The 18,149-nt window shown below is 44.7% G+C and carries 19 protein-coding genes, 1 tRNA gene and 1 pseudogene; 18 read left to right on the top strand and 3 right to left on the bottom strand.

Features of this window, described 5'->3' with window-relative positions; translation table 11 throughout:
* Positions 1-59 precede the first annotated feature (59 nt).
* From FPZ49_RS31485 to FPZ49_RS31405, 17 genes and pseudogenes are all read left to right on the top strand, one after another.
* Positions 60-1,004, top strand: a complete 945-nt coding sequence (locus tag FPZ49_RS31485) for a carbohydrate ABC transporter permease (RefSeq protein WP_144854306.1) — start codon at positions 60-62, stop codon at positions 1,002-1,004.
* A 9-nt stretch (positions 1,005-1,013) separates the two neighbouring features.
* Positions 1,014-1,850: a carbohydrate ABC transporter permease gene (locus tag FPZ49_RS31480; RefSeq protein ID WP_391563894.1), complete on the top strand. Its 837-nt coding sequence runs from the start codon at positions 1,014-1,016 to the stop codon at positions 1,848-1,850.
* Between the two features lie 30 nt (positions 1,851-1,880).
* Positions 1,881-2,747: a sugar phosphate isomerase/epimerase family protein gene (locus FPZ49_RS31475; RefSeq protein ID WP_144854305.1), complete on the top strand. Its 867-nt coding sequence runs from the start codon at positions 1,881-1,883 to the stop codon at positions 2,745-2,747.
* 278 nt (positions 2,748-3,025) lie between these two features.
* The gene (locus FPZ49_RS31470) at positions 3,026-4,033 is read left to right on the top strand and encodes a LacI family DNA-binding transcriptional regulator (RefSeq protein WP_144854304.1); all 1,008 of its coding nucleotides are present in this window, start codon (positions 3,026-3,028) and stop codon (positions 4,031-4,033) included.
* 369 nt (positions 4,034-4,402) lie between these two features.
* On the top strand, positions 4,403-4,621 hold the full coding sequence (locus tag FPZ49_RS31465; protein ID WP_222429994.1) for an NAD(P)-binding protein: 219 nt from the start codon (positions 4,403-4,405) through the stop codon (positions 4,619-4,621).
* 74 nt (positions 4,622-4,695) lie between these two features.
* Positions 4,696-4,818: a hypothetical protein gene (locus FPZ49_RS37135; RefSeq protein WP_261381715.1), complete on the top strand. Its 123-nt coding sequence runs from the start codon at positions 4,696-4,698 to the stop codon at positions 4,816-4,818.
* 58 nt (positions 4,819-4,876) lie between these two features.
* Positions 4,877-5,767 (top strand): phytoene desaturase family protein, encoded by an 891-nt coding sequence (locus FPZ49_RS31460; protein ID WP_222429993.1) that lies wholly within the window; start codon positions 4,877-4,879, stop codon positions 5,765-5,767.
* 516 nt (positions 5,768-6,283) lie between these two features.
* Positions 6,284-6,499: pseudogene (locus tag FPZ49_RS31455) on the top strand (hypothetical protein); the annotation flags it as partial.
* Positions 6,500-6,513: 14 nt separating this feature from the next.
* Entirely contained in the window at positions 6,514-7,773 is a 1,260-nt protein-coding gene (locus FPZ49_RS31450) for a DegT/DnrJ/EryC1/StrS family aminotransferase (protein ID WP_186446215.1), read from the top strand.
* A 31-nt stretch (positions 7,774-7,804) separates the two neighbouring features.
* Positions 7,805-8,989: a hypothetical protein gene (locus tag FPZ49_RS31445; protein WP_144854302.1), complete on the top strand. Its 1,185-nt coding sequence runs from the start codon at positions 7,805-7,807 to the stop codon at positions 8,987-8,989.
* Between the two features lie 183 nt (positions 8,990-9,172).
* On the top strand, positions 9,173-10,294 hold the full coding sequence (locus tag FPZ49_RS31440) for a phosphotransferase (protein WP_261381714.1): 1,122 nt from the start codon (positions 9,173-9,175) through the stop codon (positions 10,292-10,294).
* Positions 10,295-11,006: 712 nt separating this feature from the next.
* Positions 11,007-11,078 (top strand) — tRNA-Gln (locus FPZ49_RS31435).
* A 345-nt stretch (positions 11,079-11,423) separates the two neighbouring features.
* Positions 11,424-12,062, top strand: a complete 639-nt coding sequence (locus FPZ49_RS31425) for a hypothetical protein (RefSeq protein ID WP_144854301.1) — start codon at positions 11,424-11,426, stop codon at positions 12,060-12,062.
* Positions 12,063-13,278: 1,216 nt separating this feature from the next.
* Positions 13,279-13,527 carry a hypothetical protein gene (locus tag FPZ49_RS31420; protein WP_144854300.1) on the top strand — a complete coding sequence of 83 codons (249 nt, stop codon included), beginning with the start codon at positions 13,279-13,281 and terminating at the stop codon, positions 13,525-13,527.
* Positions 13,528-13,702: 175 nt separating this feature from the next.
* Positions 13,703-14,269, top strand: a complete 567-nt coding sequence (locus FPZ49_RS31415) for a Holliday junction resolvase RecU (protein WP_144854299.1) — start codon at positions 13,703-13,705, stop codon at positions 14,267-14,269.
* A gap of 168 nt (positions 14,270-14,437) precedes the next feature.
* A complete protein-coding gene (locus FPZ49_RS31410; protein WP_144854298.1) occupies positions 14,438-15,319 on the top strand; it encodes a helix-turn-helix transcriptional regulator in 882 nt (293 codons plus the stop codon).
* The gene (locus FPZ49_RS31405) at positions 15,270-15,575 is read left to right on the top strand and encodes a hypothetical protein (protein WP_261381713.1); all 306 of its coding nucleotides are present in this window, start codon (positions 15,270-15,272) and stop codon (positions 15,573-15,575) included. The genes FPZ49_RS31410 and FPZ49_RS31405 overlap by 50 nt, the downstream gene beginning before the upstream one ends.
* A 108-nt stretch (positions 15,576-15,683) precedes the next feature.
* Here the strand turns inward: FPZ49_RS31405 and FPZ49_RS31400 are convergent, their stop codons facing one another.
* Positions 15,684-16,343 (bottom strand): phospholipase D family nuclease, encoded by a 660-nt coding sequence (locus tag FPZ49_RS31400; RefSeq protein WP_144854296.1) that lies wholly within the window; start codon positions 16,341-16,343, stop codon positions 15,684-15,686.
* Positions 16,344-16,907: 564 nt separating this feature from the next.
* Here FPZ49_RS31400 and FPZ49_RS31395 point away from each other — a divergent pair.
* Positions 16,908-17,117, top strand: coding sequence for a hypothetical protein (locus FPZ49_RS31395; protein ID WP_144854295.1), 210 nt, complete (start codon positions 16,908-16,910; stop codon positions 17,115-17,117).
* 255 nt (positions 17,118-17,372) lie between these two features.
* Here the strand turns inward: FPZ49_RS31395 and FPZ49_RS31390 are convergent, their stop codons facing one another.
* A complete protein-coding gene (locus tag FPZ49_RS31390) occupies positions 17,373-17,570 on the bottom strand; it encodes a YiaA/YiaB family inner membrane protein (RefSeq protein WP_315899221.1) in 198 nt (65 codons plus the stop codon).
* Positions 17,571-17,744: 174 nt separating this feature from the next.
* Positions 17,745-17,984, bottom strand: coding sequence for a LuxR C-terminal-related transcriptional regulator (locus FPZ49_RS31385; protein WP_144854293.1), 240 nt, complete (start codon positions 17,982-17,984; stop codon positions 17,745-17,747).
* Between the last annotated feature and the right edge of the window lie 165 nt (positions 17,985-18,149).

The following is an 18,149-nucleotide window of genomic DNA, read 5'->3' as shown; positions in this document are numbered from 1 at the left end:
GCGGACACTACAGTAGCGTCAGCATGACGGTCAACTTAAATACGAGAGGGGGAACCGAAATGAATGATACAACCAATTCGCCCGCCGTTGTCATGGATGAAGTGGTTCAACCATCTCCACGATCGCGGCGTCGATTGCTGGAATATGCCAAAGATTTTACTTTTGCTGTGCCAGCTTTACTTGTTCTGGTCATTTTCCTTTATTATCCTTTGGTTAATTCGTTTTATTTAAGCTTTACGAACTGGAATATGACGAAGCCGGCCAAAGCGTTTATCGGGCTCGATAATTATACGTATTTGCTGACCAGCAGCATGTTCTACCAAGTGTTGAGAATCACATTCACCTACATGATACTTGATGTGAGTTTAACATTAGGGATTGGACTACTGCTGGCGTTGCTGATGAATGTATCTTCACGCTTGTTCAATTTCATGCGCATGCTCATTTTTATACCGCATTATATTTCAGTCGTCATTATCTCCATGATATTTTTATGGATTTTTAACACGCAATTTGGACTTGCCAATGAGGTGTTGAAATTAGTGGGCTTGACTCCCATCCCATGGCTGAACAATCCGCACGCGGCGTTGTGGGTGCTCATTATCGTCGCTGTCTGGAAAGGAGTCGGTTTTACCATGATCATATTTATTTCCGGCCTGAGGAGCATTCCGCTGGAATACTACGAGGCTGCCAGTATCGATGGATCTAGCAAGTGGAATCAGTTATGGCATATTACGCTGCCCCTGCTGTCTCCGACTACGCTTTTTCTTGTCGTGACTCACTTTATATCATCTATGCAGGTATTCCAGTCCGTTAACGTCATTACCGGCGGAGGGCCACTGCAAGCGACCGAAGTGATGGTTTATTGGATTTATGAGACGGCTTTCACCCAATTTAGAACGGGTCGGGCGTCGGCTTTGGCCATCATCTTTTTTATCATCATCATCTTCTTTACTGTGCTTCAACTCTACGTGTCTAAAAAGAAAGTCCACTATGAAGGGTAGGTTCGTAGAATGCAAATGAACAATTCTGTCTTAAAAACTACCCGTATTGTAATAGCTTTAGGTGTAACGGCCGTTATGTTTTTCCCAGTCTATTGGATGCTGGTCACTGCTTTTAAAACTCCGGCCGAATTAAGACTGGCGGTTCCATCCTTTTGGCCAGAGAAGCTGATGTGGGTCAATTTCTTAAACGTTTTTAATGCCATGCCCTTTATGCGTTTTACAATAAATACGGTGGTGCAGACGATCGGTATTCTGGTATTGCAAATCAATATCGGGATATTGGCGGCTTATGCTTTTGCCAAGGGATCTTTTCCAGGGAGAGATCGGTTATTTCTGCTGGTGCTTGGGGCTCTAATTGTTCCGGAGCAAGTAGTGTTTGTCCCCGTATACGTCATGCTGTCCAAGATAGGGTGGCTTAACACCTACTATGCGCTTATTATACCGCATGCGGCATCGGCCCATGGTATTTTCCTTCTGCGGCAAACGTTCAAGTCCATAAATAACGACGTATTAGAGGCTGCCAAAATAGATGGAGCGAGCCGGATGCAGTTATTGTACAAAGTTTTAACACCGATGGCATACCCTACTATAGCTACGTTGGTGGTAATTTGCTTCATTCATAGCTGGAATTCTTACTTTTGGCCGCTCGTCATGACGAACTCCGACAAGATGCGTGTACTTACCGTAGGTATTGCCAGCATGAAGGCATCTAACGCAGGCAATGAGTCCTTAACCTTGCATCTTCTGATGGCGGCTAGCATTGAAATCATTTTACCGATCGTTATTGTGTTCATTTTTGCCCAAAAGCATATTGTGGCAGCAATGGCTAATTCGACTTTCAAATAATGACAAGTACATTAAGGCGAGGTGTCCTCAATGAAATACGGTATATTAGCCAACAGTTTCGGAAAGCTTCCCGTTCAGTTCATTGCAGAAAAAACGGCTTCGGCCGGGTTCGGTTCTATTCAATTTGCATTAGGCGGATATGGTCATGTGCCTCTGCCCTTTGACACCGGCTTGGGCAGGTTAAATGCTGGGATCGCTCATTACGTCGCTGATGCATTTATAGACTGTGGTGTGCGAATCCCAGTATTGGGCTGTTACATGGATTTCGTACATAAAGACGATGAGGTGCGCAGGCAAAATATTGCTCGTTTCAAGGAGCATCTTCGGTTCGCCCGTGAATTTGGCGCAGGGGCTGTGGTGACGGAAACGGGCAAGATTGCTTCCTCATGGAGAACGGAAGGGGAGCTCCCTATCGAAACCGGATACCAGAGGGTGAGGCAGGCGATTGAGGAGCTAGCAGAAGAAGCGGAAAAATGGGGCGTATTCTTAGGATTGGAAGCGTGTCAGGGACATGTCATTCACAACGCCGAGCTAATGCAGCGAATCATCGAGGAGGTCCCCTCGTCCAACATCGGTGTAGTGATGGACCCGGTAAATTTACTTCATGCAGGCAATGTCCAGCGGCAGGACGAGGTCCTGCAAGATGCGTTTGATCGTCTGGGCGACCGGATTATCCATGCACATGCCAAAGATTTTAACGTGAGCGCAGAGGGGGCGATGCAATTCTGTTCCCCGGGAACAGGCAACCTGAATTACTCTTTGTTCATGAGCTTGTTGAGGCGAACTAAACCTTGTGTGCACGTTACGTTTGAAAGAACACCGGCAGAGAGCATAGCTGCTGCATTGCAATTCATGTCACAGTTACCTTCAGAAGTCGAAGTAGCAGCTCGGTCTTGACCTGTTATTTTCTTGGATAAAAAACTCATATACGGCTTCTTCCGATTTTAATGATCCAGGCGCAACAAAAAAAAGTAGTAGGTGACGCCCATGGATTAAGGAGGAAGCCTCGTACATTGTTTGTTCCCCCTTATAACCAACGCTTCCATTGTGTTCTTCTCTCCGTCCTCTTCCCTGATTAAGTCAACTATCCGAATATATGTTTATTTTGACGTATTTTTTATTTAAGAATATAATGTAGCTATTATAACTAACCGTTTCGCCAGAGAGGTGACAGGATGGCTACTATGAAAGATATTTGCAAAAGAGCAGGAGTCTCGATTGCTACTGTCTCTGCTGTAATAAACAAATCGGCCTATGTCAGTCCAGCGCTAGAGGAACGAGTAAATAAGGCAATTCAAGAACTGAATTACCGCCCCAATGCAGTGGCCAGAAGCTTAAAAAAGAAAAGTACAAAAACGATCGCCGCGATTGTTACCGATATTGAAAATCCCTATTATCCAACCATGATCAGAGGTATGGATGATGTTGCGTTTAATTTTGGCTTCAGCTTTATTTTATGCAATACAACCAATGATCCCATTCGATTTCGCAATTACCTCGATCTGATTGTGGAGAAACAAGCAGACGGATTGCTGCTGGCTAATATTTCAACGGAGGAAGAATTGGCTCAAGTAGAGAAAACAGGGCTCAAGTATGTGCTACTCAACCGTAAGCCACCCGCATACGATAAAAACTACGTAGGTATCAATAACATGCTAACTACTGAGCTTTCAATTAAGCACCTTGCTTCGCTTGGATACCGGGATATTGCCTATTTTTCAGGAGATCTGCTAATATCGACGGCTCGCGAGCGTTGGGAGGGATTTCAGAGCGGCATGCATCAGCAAGGACTGAAGGTGGATGAAGCTCTGGTTTTTCATGGTGACTACACATTTCGATCCGGTTATGAAAGTACAAAAAAATTGCTTACAGAGACAAAGCAGTTGCCGGAGGCGATTTGTGCAGCAAGTGATCTGGTGGCCTTCGGAGCCGTTAAAGCGCTGCGCGAATCCGGCATTCGGATCCCGGAAGATATCGCTATAATGGGAAACGACAACAACCCTTTTTCTGAAAATTTCATCGTTCCGTTGTCAACCGTCGATCATCCGAAGTATGAAATGGGTAAAATGGCCATGGAGTTACTGCTTGAAGAAATAGAGAGCAAGGAGCGGAAGTTTCCCAAACAGATTGTACTTCCTCCGTCGCTCGTAGTCCGTGATAGCTGCGGCTGGAAGAGTGAGTAAATCGGGTACTTTCTGAGACAGCTAATTGTTACAATAGTGATGTTTATATACAGAGCGTCCGGTTGCGTATCAGCTAGATGCTCTTTCTTGTTTCCCTTAACTGACCACTGGGTACATCGGTTTACTGTTCATTTGCCAATGTTTTACAAAACATATTAGGACTTAGTCGTAAAGAAGTGTTGACGAAGCCTTACTATCACTGTATTTTCATATAGAGTTACACACCATATATGGACACCCATTAAATTATGCTATGGGAAGTCCATTTTTTTGTGTTACTTATTATTACTTGTCGACATGAAGTGACTTACGTCTCCTGTGGCCTCGGATAAAATAGACTAATCGATGATGAAAAGGAGGGATATGAAGTTGAAAACCTACGATGTCATTATGATTGGGAGCGGTCACAATGCGCTGATTGCCGCTGCTTATTTGACTCGATCGGGACGCAGTGTTTTAGTGTTAGAGAAAAATGATCGTCCAGGAGGCTTTCTTCGCACAGAGGAGCTCACCCTACCGGGCTATAAACACGATGTATATGCGGCGGCCCATCCGCTTTTGTTGACGGGACCAGCCTATGAGATTTAGGCTATCTTGTCATCAACGTCAAGCAAAAAACGCTGCAGACGCTGCTTAGTGAGGATAAGGCATCCCCTAGCCGCATGCTGATCGACGGCGGCGGTCGGCTGATGCTGAGCACGAAGCAAGTGCCGGATCCCGCGGAGCTGGAGAGCTTGACGAACGACCTGCAGGGCGAGCTGGGGCATCGACACGGTCTTTCGTGAAGCCCTTGAAGCACGTGGCCTGCATTATATTAACACGGAGCTTCCAACGGGCGTTTCAATGGAGGATGGACAGACCGGTGTATTCGCCCGTTCGTTTGAAGATCTTGCAGTAGAAGCAGAGCGTCTGGCACCTGGTGATGGTGCCGCGTTAGCCCGAATGTTTGAAGAATTTAATTCCCATGCTGGCGATGTGTTTTCACTTTTTAATATGGACCTCTCGAGCTCTCAAGCTTCCGAAATCCTGAATAAGCTGCTTCATGACAAAGGACGACCGGGCTACTCTGCGTTCGCTGCATCTGTCTTATCAACCGCCCGTAATGTGGTAAGTAGCTTTCAATCTTCTGCGTTGCGCTCGATGCTGGCATCGTGGGTGACGCATCTTGGGCGTACTCCGGATGAAATTGGAAGTGGTATCTGGGTTCCGCTTACTGCAATGGCATTGATGGGTGGTGGGATGCCTATTCCTGAAGGTGGTAGTGAGAAGCTTGCGCAGGCATTATCACAGTTGATACAGGACCAAGGGGGAACCATCCTCACCCAAAGGAAAGCTCAGCGTATTGTCGTGAAGAACGGACGTGCCGTTAGCGTACGGACATCAGAAGGCGAAGAATTCCAAGCCAAACAGTCGATCGTCGCTTCGACCAGTCCGAACCATCTTTATCTCTCGCTGCTCGCGGATGCTGAGGTTAGTCCTCGACTGTTTTCTCAAGCTAAGCAGTTCCGCTATGGTCGAGGCTGCGTACAAATTCACCTCGCGCTTAGCGAGCCTCCACGCTGGCCGGATTCGCGCTTTACTAAGGTCGGTCAACCGCATTTGACAGATGGACTAGACGGTTTCACGCAAGCGATTGTTCAAGGAATGTCGGATTTGCTTCCAGCCAAGCCAACCTTTACAGTGGATTGCCTACAAATCTTGATCCGGCTTGCGCGCCTGCAGGTAAGGCAGTGATGCGTATTCAAGTGCTTGAAGTGCCGTGCCGGCCACGTGGTGATGCTGCCAATCTAATCGATGTTGGCGACGGTACTTGGACCTCGGATCTCACGGAGCGTTTCGTAGAGCGAGTACTAAAAATCGTAAGCAAACACATCCCTAATATTCCAAGTGCAGTTATCGGTCACGCAGTGGTAACTCCTGATACTATCGCACGCTATAACCACAACTCAGGTCCAGGAGATCCCTACGGGGGCGCGCATGATTTGGCACAAAGCTATCTATTCCGGCCACTACCGTCACACAGCCTGGTCATCAGACGGAGGTACCAAACCTATTTATGCTGGGAGCGGCAACCTGGCCGGGTCACGGAATCAACGGAGGATCGGGCTACATCGTCGCCCAAAAGTTACTTTCTGATAAGGGGTAACCTTACAGCAGAATAAACTATTCTGATCGCCAGTTAGGAGTTACATAACTATATTGAGCAGGAAGCCTGGGCAACCTGTTCATTTTTTATTGAAATTTGAACCTAAAAAGAAAAAAGGAATAACGGGAATCATGATGGGAGTGGTTCCAGGAGTCGGACCCTCACAAGTAACTATTACTGGCGGCCGAGTTGTAGGTACGAATGCGGCCAAAATGGCAGTAGGTCAAGGCGCAAGCGTTACGATCATTAATTCTAATATTACAGTGATGCAAGGACGTTACTTCATATTTTCAAGTGATCATCATATTCAATTCGAATGAAGGGATGGATCAACATGTTGGCTAAACACGGTGGTACTCCGGTACGAACGAAGAATTGGGTTCCCGCTTTTATCAGTTCGGAAGAGTTTGACGATAAGGAGAGGGAGTATCTTCTGAACGTACTGCAAAAACGAAGAGTTTTCCGTTTTTACAAAAAAGGCCTTGATGATTCGGAAGCAGCGAAATTAGAACAATTATATAGAGAGCGTACGAAAACCAAACATGCGCTAGCTGTCAATTCCGGTACCTCATCGCTAGTTTCCGCGCTTGTCGGTGCAGGTATTGGCCCGGGGGATGAGGTAATCGTTCCGGGATATACCTATATAGCCACTGCAGCAGCTGTGCTAATTGCTCGAGCGGTTCCGGTGATCGTGGAAATCGACGATACGTTAACGATGGACCCGAAAGCCTTCGAAGCTGCCATCACACCATATACGAAGGCCGTTATCCCCGTACATATGCGCGGTACTCCTTGTCAAATGGATGAAATCATGAGTACTGCACGAAAACATAACCTGCTTGTGATTGAGGATGTCGCACAAGCAAATGGGGGGTTCTATAAAGGGATCGCCTTAGGTGGAATTGGGGATGCGGGCTGCTTCAGCTTTCAGCAATATAAGGTCGTTACATCAGGGGAGGGGGGAATGGTCGTTACGAACAACCCCTCGATCCATGCGCGTGCCAGTGTCTATCATGATTGTGCCATGACCTTCTGGGGGGTAGAAAACTCAACTTCCGTTGAGTCGTTCCCCGGAGAAAATTATCGCATGAGTGAAATTCAGGCTGCCCTTGGCTTGGCACAATCCTCTAGGATTGACTCGGTAGTAGGTCGCTTACGAGAAGTGAAGCAAACGATACTTAAGGGGATTCAATCGGTTCAGGGGATTCAACTGCAGCGTATACCGGATCCCGAGGGTGATGTGTCTTACAGCTTGGTGTTTTATTTGCCCGACACGCGAACTGCCGCGGAATTTTCCTCGCATCTCACAGCAGAAGGCATTCCAAACGGAACTTTTCAGAATAATGGATTTGCCGATCGCCATATCTACGTGAATTGGGATTATGTATTGGCCAAAAGGGGAGCTTCAGCGACGGACACACCGTGGACGTGTGCAAGTTATAAGGGCAACGTGCAATATTCCAAAGATATGTGCCCCAATACCTTAGATTTACTGGGTAGAGCGATCAGCATCTCGCTGCATCAGAGCATGACGGAAGAAGACTGCATGGATGCCGTTGAAGCGATCCGAAAAGTCGCCAGTTTTATTTTATAAATCGAAAAATCAGTCAGGAGGGATGATGCATATGCAGGTAAAAGCAGCGATGGGCAAGGTAACGATAACGCCTGAAGAGTTGGTACCGTTACAGGGATATAATCCGGAAACTCATATCGCGGATCCCGGGAAAGACTTGTTGGATGAATTGTATGCGCGGGTGCTGCTAGAGGAAGGCAACCAGCGAAAAATTTTGGTCAGCGTGGATTGCTGCCTTACCAATGAGATTACAGTCCAAGTGGCCGATCCAAGAGGAAGGTCTGATTGTTATCGCGAATTTATTCCTACTTTTCCTCAAGGTACTCGTCGAAGGTGGGCGGAAGCGGGAGGGACGGATCTCGATGGGATTTCCGTGCATGCTACGCATACGCATACCGCACCTGCGCATTACAGTGAAAAGTACACCGAACGTATTGAGGCATTGATCCGGCAGTTGACGGAACGATTGGTACCGATCAGGTTAAGTGTGGGAGAAGGGGTCAGCTCAATTTCCGCCTTTCGCAGACCGACCCTTCGCGCAGATTTATCCGTCCCGGTGAACCAAACACTTCGGGTGTTGTACCTGGAAAGTGAGGACTTGCAGCCGATTGGAGCGATCGTGAATTACGCGGTACATCCAACAGGCCTGCGAAATCCGGCTACCCGACTCAGCGGTGATATTGTGGGACTAGCCGTAGCGGGTGTCGAGCGGCAATTTAGGCATGAGTTCACCGTCATGTTCATTCAAGGATTTTCCGGCGATATTTGTCCACTATTTGGTGATAATGGGCCGACTGAGGATACGTATCCAGACGTGGTCAAAGGAAGCAGCAGGCTGAGTGAAGATATTCATCAAGCGATTGTGGGAAGAAAGAATGTTGCCATTACCGATTTTCGCTCGCTATCTAGGACCGTTGAATTTCCTACCCGAGAAGGATTCAATAAGGACGCTATGGAGGTGACCTTCTTTGGAATATCACTCGGGGATGTATTCATTCTAGCCGTCTCAGGAGAAGTGTTTAATGATTATATTTCTAAGTTGGAGCAGGTTTCTCCGTTTCCATTTACTCTCTACTCTGGGCTGGCGAATGGATATTCCGGATATCTTCCTACTTATAAAGCGTTCCATGACAGATTAGGCGGCTATGAAATGAATACGACTCCTTATACCGACAAATTGGAGGAGTTGTTCATGAAAGAAGCGGGAGCATTGATGCGAATCTTACACAACAGATAAGTGTCAGAATGCTAGCAGATTAAGTGATCAACTCGACGATGTATCCACTCGTAACCAAAGACTATAAGGGGTTAATGAGTTGATAAAAGAAATGGTGCCGTTTCGCCCAGCCTTTTATAGGTGCCCTTATCTGATATCAAAGCGTAATCAAGTTCAAACCGCCTACAGTACGGAGTCTAATTCATGGCAAATGCGGATCCAGACGGTCATTTGGACACAGCCGGCCACACGATCGGCTCTAATGAATACCAGCCAAAGGAGAATAGTATGCAAGTAAGCTATCCTATGGAAGATATTACACTCATAAACATACTTGATAAGGCATACGGGATTCAAGTGGAGTACATCTACTTTATACCTATGGGCGATTCGGCGTACTCTTATCGAGTAAATTGCGCGAACGGAGACCGGTATTACTTAAAATTATTTGATCATCAAAACGATCAACAAAAAAGGGGTATCGAACGGCTGAAATACTATTTACCATTAACGTCGTACATGTATCATCAAAGCCTCTTTAAATATACGACTTTTCCAATCAAAACGCTAAAAGGTGATTTTCAAATAACAATTAATAATATTACTACCGTGTTGTTTAATTTCATTCAAGGTGAAACATTAGCGGACGCATATCCTTTCTCGGAGGAGATCTTGACGGATATTGCCCAATCCGTCGCAGCCATTCAACAGATCACGCCTTACATAGAAGATATCATCCTATTGACAGAAGAGTTCGATATTTCATTTGAAGATGACCTAGAAAAATGTATGATCGCGCTTGATAGCACCATAAACCCTAACGACTATATTAAACAAGCCTTGCGAGAGCAAGTAATGGTGAGAAAAGCGCGGATTTTCGATCTGCTGAATCTTGTTCGTGAACTTCGTGGAAATGCTATAAATCTTAATAAAGAAAGAGTATTGTGTCACGGTGATATTTGGGGCGGAAATTTGATTCGTCACGAAAATAAGTTGTATTTCATCGACTGGGAATCAGCCATCCTAGCCCCTCCGGAGTTCGATTTGGTTGGTTACATCGGCCAAGAATTCGAAGTTTTCCTTACGGCCTATGAAGAGCATCTAGGACATTCCGTGGAAGTAGACCTCGATTTATTACGATTTTACTCCTACCGCCATCATCTCCGTAATCTAACGAATTGGTTAATGAATATTTTGTATCGAAATACCGAACAAGCTCAGAACGAAAATGATTTAGAGATGATTCTTTATCACTGTATAAATCGTTGGGATAGTATTGAAGCGAGGCTTAAAAATGTAGAGGCGGTATTAGAGAAACGTAAATAGCAATCGACAAGATTTCTGCAAAACATTGTTTGTGACAGATACCTATACTACACAGTTTTTCTTATAGCTCCCCACTTCTTCGCCGATTCGCAGTGTAAATTGTGTTTACGCAAACGGATACAAAGGAATGGTATAATTTAAAGAAAGCGGTTGAACGTATCTGAAATTCCGCTTTCTTTAAATGAGTGACTGTACCCGTTTTACATAATATGATTATCTGTGCACCTTGTTCGGGTTTTTAAGTTTATTTGGCGCCTTTCAAGTTGGGGTAGGAAGGCTCATGCTACCGAATACCGCCGCTCCAGAGGAAATCTGTGGAAAGCTTAAAGAAATACTTAAAGAAATGAGAGCTATCTATCGGGGATCCTTTTTGCGTGAATTTTTGCGATGAAACTCCCAGTCCGATTCAATAGATCACTTTTTCATGGGCCATTGGCATATCTTAGTAATATAGTATCAAAAGGAGGGAAGGTAGTTGAAGGGACAGTTTAATTGTACTAAAACGTAGTAGTAGCCGAATGATGGAATAACCGATGATATTAGCACTAGTTATTGATGCAATTATTGATGCAATACAAAATGATGGAAAACAACACCGTGGTGAACGCAAAACTTAATATTCTTCTGAGCTTGCTGGAGTACCCCGAGAAGTGGTAGAAAAAAAGTTATTGCAATCGATAACGTAATGTGCAAAATTGATTTCTTTTATTAATGGGGATTAGCCAAGCGGTAAGGCAACGGACTTTGACTTCGTCATGCCTAGGTTAGAATCCTAGATCCCCAGTTTTCTAGTATGAGCCATTAGCTCAGTTGGTAGAGCAGCTAACTTTTAATCAGGGTGTCGTAGGTCGAGTCCTACGCGGTTCACGTTTAATGACCTCATGCGCGGTTGTTGTGGTGGATGGCAGTGAAAAGGTAGGGTAAAAAATGAGGGCTAAGGATGGAAGAATTGAGAGGGAAGGTAAGTAAGCAGCAATGGAGCTCATCATGCAAAGTACATTGATTAAAGGAACTAAAGATGGGGAAGGATTGCATGGATGATCAAGGGAGGTGGAGGGGTCAGCATGTATGGTGTAAGGGGTACTCGCGGCGGGTTGCTCAGACAAGATGGTAGCCGAGGGATTGCTGCATGATACCCTTAAGGCTTGTGACAGAGGCACAGCTCGCGGCTGAGTTCGGCCGGCAGGTTCTGGAAATTTGCAGGGCTGATTCCGAACCGGATAAGGGTGGAAGTTGGGAGGAACACAAACAGCATACCCTGGATTATTTGAAGCAAGCCTTGTTGGAGATTCGTGAGGTTGCGTGTGCTGATAAGTTGCACAATTTACAGTCAATTCGGCGTGATCTCGAGCGTATCGGTGAAAAAGAGTATGGGACCGGTACCATCTTAGACAAATTAAGATGGTTCATCAAAATGGATTCATCACCTGTCGATTTAATAATCATGTCTATATCCCTCTTTTCAGTGTTAACCAAACACAAAAAAGCACTCAAAAAGCTGGATGCTAGATATTTGAACTATCTAATAATGTCTTGTAGAATGATTATAGCCCAATCAGTTAAGGAGATTATGATGCATAAACAACGTGAATTGAAAGTACATTCCGATTTCGAACGTATGAGAGTATTCCAGCAACCGTTATCCATATATCAAAATGGAAAATTGCTTGATGAAAATGTTGTTATAGAATCGCATAATGAAGATATTGTTGTGAGTCGAAATGGGGATCGATATTTTAAATCTGCATGTGTTTTTATTAGATTGTGAATACACAAGCTAATAATGAAACGGAAAAAAACTTTGCCATCTTAAGCGAAGTCTTCAACCTAGCCTGATTTAACCTCAATTACTTCCCATCTAATCCAATGGCTCTACAATTTTGAGCACAATAATGCTAAGTCATCCGAACATTCAAATGGATTATCATAAACAAGTCTATCCCTTCCATTCATATACTCATATACTCATCGTAACTCATCTTCATCTCCAAAGAATCCTCTCGCGTTTTGGCTAAAACATTCTTCAACATAATCCCATCTCTGCTCGGCAGTATCGAAACGATCATACAAATCTTCTGTAAATCTCAACTCGCTATTAACGCTCAACTTCAAACCAAACAAAATCCGTCAACATTAAAATACCAACGGGAGCCTAATCCACAATCGATGAAAAAAACTGAAACGTGTTCTCGAAACAATTCAATCTTAGAGTCCTCTGAATCCAATTGATTCCTTGCCTCGTAATTCTCTTCAGCAAATATAACTTTAACTTGCTCAATCTCTGGGTCATTTGACGGAAAACAAAGGAATAACTTTTCATTTTTCTTCTTATCAGACAATTCAATCTCTGAGATATCGGACCAATTAAATCTAACCATCTCTTTTATTCTACCAAACAGACAACGGGTTAAGTAGAATAACGCCGCCGCGATTCCCCGTCCTGCCCCGCTCCGCCGTCGGGGTACTTCTTTCGATCAGACTTCGACTTCTTTTGCCTGTGTGATCGCTCGATACCCTTTCCAACCCGGGTTTAGGTTTTGTGGCAGATTTCTTCGACTTTTTGTCGGGCCGCCGGTACCCCCTCGTCGCGCCCCGCGCACTCACCCCCGCGACCCTAATCCAAACTAGATCCGGATCTAGGGGCAGAGCTGCAGGGAGGGGACTAGGTACGGATTTAGCGCAACCAGGACCGAAAACCGGGAAAAGGGGAAGGAAAAGGCGGTCGGCCAGCGGAGTAGAAGGAGAGCGGGATAGGCTATTCCACTTAACCCGTTGTCTGTTGGGTAGAATAATAGGGATGTTTTAGGCTGCTGATTGGTGGAATTGAAGTGTTGAGGTGGGCAATCGGACGATCGGGCCGGGCTTCTCTCCTCCCCCACCGGGATTGTTGTCGATATTTTAGTGCAATAAGAAGGAAATTCGTTAGAGGGGACTGAATATTATTTAAATATACTTTGGTTTGGGAGATTCGGAGGCTAAATTGGGTGGATCAGTTTTCACTAGTAAAAATTACAGATCGCGCACCAGAATCATCACTTTCAATTAGCGAACAGTACATATATACGCTTATTGGTGAAATGGGCGGATTTCTTCTCGTCGCGGATATATACAATGAGAGCATATTGGTTCATTCATTTACCACAAGCGCGATTCAACGTTTATTGGAGTTGGGACTTATCGAAATAGCTTCACTTGACGAAGGCATTAGCTTAGTTCGACCGGAGTCTCAATAAGAGCTCTTTAAAGTACCATATCAAATAAAAACACAGCAACTGAGAGAGTCGGTTGCTGTGTTTTATTTTCGTTAGGAGGTCCAACCTTCAGGCGGAAGCCTCACCTCGAAAAAAACGTGGTTTGAAATTTGCCGTTGCTCGACAGCTCGTTGAGAATAAGGGAGAGGTGAGGTACATGAGGAACCAGCAGCCGCGAAGAGCTGTGGTTAATTACGGGGGCCGAGGGATGGCGTTTGAAGAACTAATCTCCTGGGTGAACGAAGCTTACGAGGCGAAAGGCATTGCAACCATCGAGAAGATTCCTACACCTATTACAGTACTTCGCTCAGAAGGCGCCCGGATCAGCGGTGTTTACTCGAAGAAGAGCTCCGTGGACTATACCGGTTCATACCGAAGTCGCCCCATTTGGTTTGACGCCAAGTCGACCAAAAATAAAACGTCCTTCCCGCTAGACTTCGTGGAGCAGCATCAAGTAGATCGGTTGATTCGTCATGATGCGAACGGGGCAATTTGTTTCTTTTTGTTCTGGTTCACCGAACTGAATCAGTATTATTTGATGCCGCTAAAATCGTTCCTGTGTTATTGGAATCGTAAGGAAACGGGAGTACGCGGATCGAAAAGCATTCCCCTAAACGAATTCGAAGCGAATGCAATAAGAGTTGATAAAAGCGGGCGAGGATCCCTGGATTATCTGGCTGCAGTTGATCATCTGATTGACGTTTCCGGCCTGTCACCCGCATGATAAAACATCGCCAAGCATAATCCATATACACCTTTGCCTATTAACTGGTAAAATAATAGATGAAGATTCAAGCGAGCGGTAGGCTGATATAATTAGGGAAGCAGTCCGAACCATATCTGAAACGGATCGTAAGTGACAAAACGCTCGAGCACGAGAGGAAGTGAATTAATGCCAATCAAGAAAAACGCGATGAACGCTCCAGACCGCCTTGGTATCAGCAAGGTGGAGTTGCTATATCTTATCGTCTTTCACAAGCTCACAACTAGGAGCATGGGCAGCAAGGATCTTATCGATGCAATCAAGCTGGAATTGGCCACCTTCGATCAAAGACGCCACTTATCTCACATTTATGATGTCCTTCAGTCGATGGAATCCTTTGGGTGGATCGCAGACCAGGACGGCCGGGGTCGGGACAAGACATTCGGATTGACAACAACCGGTCGAGAGAAAATGCATTGGTTCGAATCCACTTATCTGGAAACGGTAAATAAGATCTATACGATGACAAAGCATTTTGTTCTCTATATTCAAGGCGACCCAACGTATCCCGCTCCAGAACTCACAAACGAGGAGATAAAGCTCCTAAATCGTCTGATCAACGTGAAGCATACCGTCCGGTATCTTTTCATGGATATGTTAAAGGAACATCGCGAAACCGGCGTGACCGGTAAGCAGTTCCTGGAGACGATGGAGAAGACGCATCGCTGGAGGGTAGACGATTCCTACTTATACCAGCTCCTACGTGCCATTGAAGGGCCTGAGGGGTGGGTCGTTGGGAAGTGGGATGACGAACGCAAACGCAACAGCTTTTATTATCGACTGACTTCAGCAGGTGAACGGATCATGGCTATCGAGGGCGAAAACACGAGTTCATTAATGAAGGACGTTATGAAATACACAGGTAATATTCTGCGACTGTTTGGCAAACGATCCGTTAAAGAACAGGGCACTTCAGGAAGTCAGACCGCAATTAGCGAATATGAAAAGGACGGGGTTAACCTTGGCTCAATTCATTCTTTCAGTGACACACCAATTATACTTCCGAACTAGAGATAAGATCTATCGCATTTATGAGGACAAGCCTTGGCTTGAGATCAGCCAGGAAAAACTTGCAGATGAACTTAGCAAGTTCCAACAAACCGGTGAAAAGTATATGATGGTTTACGATTATCAGATCATGAACAAGCTTGATTATTGGGATGCCCACCCGGAGAAAATTACAAAGGATGAGTTGGATTTCTGGCATATTTATACGTTAATTACTGAGGAGCAGTACCTTCATTTCATCAACCTCATCGTCTCATAGTACGTGAAGGGTTCTTGGCAAGTAAATTAAAAAGCAAAAAGAGTTGAGCGGCATTTCTGGGGCTCAACTCTTTTTTTGTTCCTGAAAGGTGCAAGCTAAGGAGTTCAACTACTTAAAGTCCTGAAACTTTACTTTGTCAGACCACATCTTTTCAAACTCTGTATCCCACTCTTGAGCAAGCTTTGCGTCATGGATTGCCACGATGACTTCGTCATTGGTGGTCGTAGCAGACACCGAATAATTATAGGATCCCGTTGTAACGATAGACTTATCAGCGATCGTGACCTTCATGTGCATTAGACCCTTATGCGAATTATCTTTAATTGGAATGCCGGCCGCCTTTAGTTGCTTCAGTTTAGCAGATTGTGCTGCCGTACCTGCTTCTTTCTTGTCGGTTAACACCCGGACCGCGACTCCTCGCTTTTTTGCAGCAAGGATAGCATCGACAATGTCTTTATTCGTTAAGCTGTAAATGGCAATATCAAGGCTCAATTTTGCTTCATTTATGATGCCGATCAGTATTTTCTCGGGATGTCCTTTATCCTGAGTGAATGCATATTCAAATTTCGGTGGTTCGGGTGTAGAAGCCTGCTGTTTTAGGACTTCTGTCGCTGGTTGCTGCTGATCTTTAGTTTCAGTTGTCGTCGATAACGAAATTACATTCGCCTGAGCAGGCGCGGCGTCAACTGATTGATTCTTAGATGTTGTGCAACCAGTTAATGAAAATGCAACGATCAATGAAGATGCGAGCAGAGCTGTCTTTTTCATGGTTCATCCCCTCCAACAAACTGGTATGTTCTATCATAATTCAATAGAATCGCGGATGGTGCAGAACACTGGTACTAGAATAATTGGAGTTTCTGTAAATTCACGATTTATTAATGAAACCTTTGTAGAAGTATGTCTGCGCGTCTTCATGAGATAGCGTGCATTATTATAATAATAAATATGTTGGATGGGATTAGGGCGGATTAGGGCAAATAGAACCAACCTTTCGCGGAAAGAGGAGAGCTGGATAAATTGAATCTTCAGTATAAAGCGTGAAGACAGGGCAGAGTGGGGTGAGTTGGATCTAGCTGATCCCTTTTCTTCATCCTGAAGGCAAAGTGATGGAAGAATGGCTGGCGGTAGGAGCTGGCGAAACAAGCACTATCTAGGTGCCAGGTTCTTAATATAAAGATTCCTTAGGAGTCCGTGTTATAATGAGCAATTTATGATATATATAATAATTATATAAAGTAAGAGCTCTAAAGGCTGCCGCGTTGATTAACCGGCAGCCTTGCTGCGCTAACGCACGGAGGGAACAAGATAACGCAATAGGAGGCTCTATTCATGGCTACTTACAAACAAGTACAAGGATACGTGAAACAAAAATATGGCTATCTTCCCAAAACATACTGGATAGCACACATGAAAGAAGTCTGCGGTCTGAATCCTAAAACGGCACAAAATCGATATTCTCCAAATTCCCGAGTGCATCCGTGTCCTCCAGAAAAACAAAATGACATTAGGGATTCTTTCCAACACTTCAAAATGATTTAAATTGAAGCAATAAGCTGATTCCCTAAAACGAGAAATCGGGCAATTTAACAAAAAACAAGATGTGATCTCTGGCGGTGGTGTGGGATGGGCAGTGAAATGTGGGAAGCGATGCGAATTTGGATTTATTCTTTTGGAAACCTAATTGGGTTCCAACACCAGATGAAGAATGGAAAGTGTTTATTAAGAATGACAAAAAAGAGTTGAGCTCGAGAATACTTGAGTTCAACTCTTTTCTTTATCTTGAAAGACGTAAGATCATCCATTGAGATTCTGATTTTCCAATATATCTTTATCCTCCGCATTATCCCGTGTAACTTTTTGCACCGCGATAGCGCTGTATGCTATTAAAAGCATAACGGCAATGTAGTAACCCTTCACATTTAATTCAAATGGCGCGTTATATAGTCCAATGAAAAACATTGCGAATCCGATGACCAGCCCTACGATCGCCATTCCTGTAAAGGCGGAAGTATTTCTCATACGATGTTTAGCATTTTTTAGATATTTGTCCTCCGTATTGTACCAGTCGACAATTCGTGAATAGACTTATCTTCATCTAGTACATCTAGGCTCAAGAAAGAATTACTGTCACGAATTTGGTCCTGGCACCACCATCGGGCTGCGAAGTTAAATAGAGATCGCTTGCATCCCGAGGGCCATCATTTTTTTGGTTGTTTCCATGCCCGTTTTCAACAACATGCTTTCGATATGGTGTCTTACCGTTCTCTCAGCAATACACAGTTCATGTGCTATTTCCTTATTAGAAAAGCCGGTCATGATGAGTACGTTGTAGACCTCCGCTTGCCGCTTCGTAAAAGCAAAGCGTTTGGAAATGTACACTGTTGCGGGAGATAAGATTACTTTCATTACAAGCCTCCTATGAGTAAAGAGAATCGGGTAGGAGGCTGCTCATTAATTGAGCAGCCGACCTCCCACACCACCGTACGTACCGTTCGGTATACGGCGGTTCCTAAGTTTACGTTGTGACTTGTCGGTAATAATCAGAAAAGAATAGGAATCCGAGTTCTTTGA

Origin of the sequence: Paenibacillus cremeus (assembly GCF_007786445.1) — a bacterium.
GTDB lineage: Bacteria > Bacillota > Bacilli > Paenibacillales > NBRC-103111 > Paenibacillus_G > Paenibacillus_G cremeus.
Note: the sequence above shows the minus strand (reverse complement) of the source record. Positions and strands in the feature narration are given on the sequence as shown.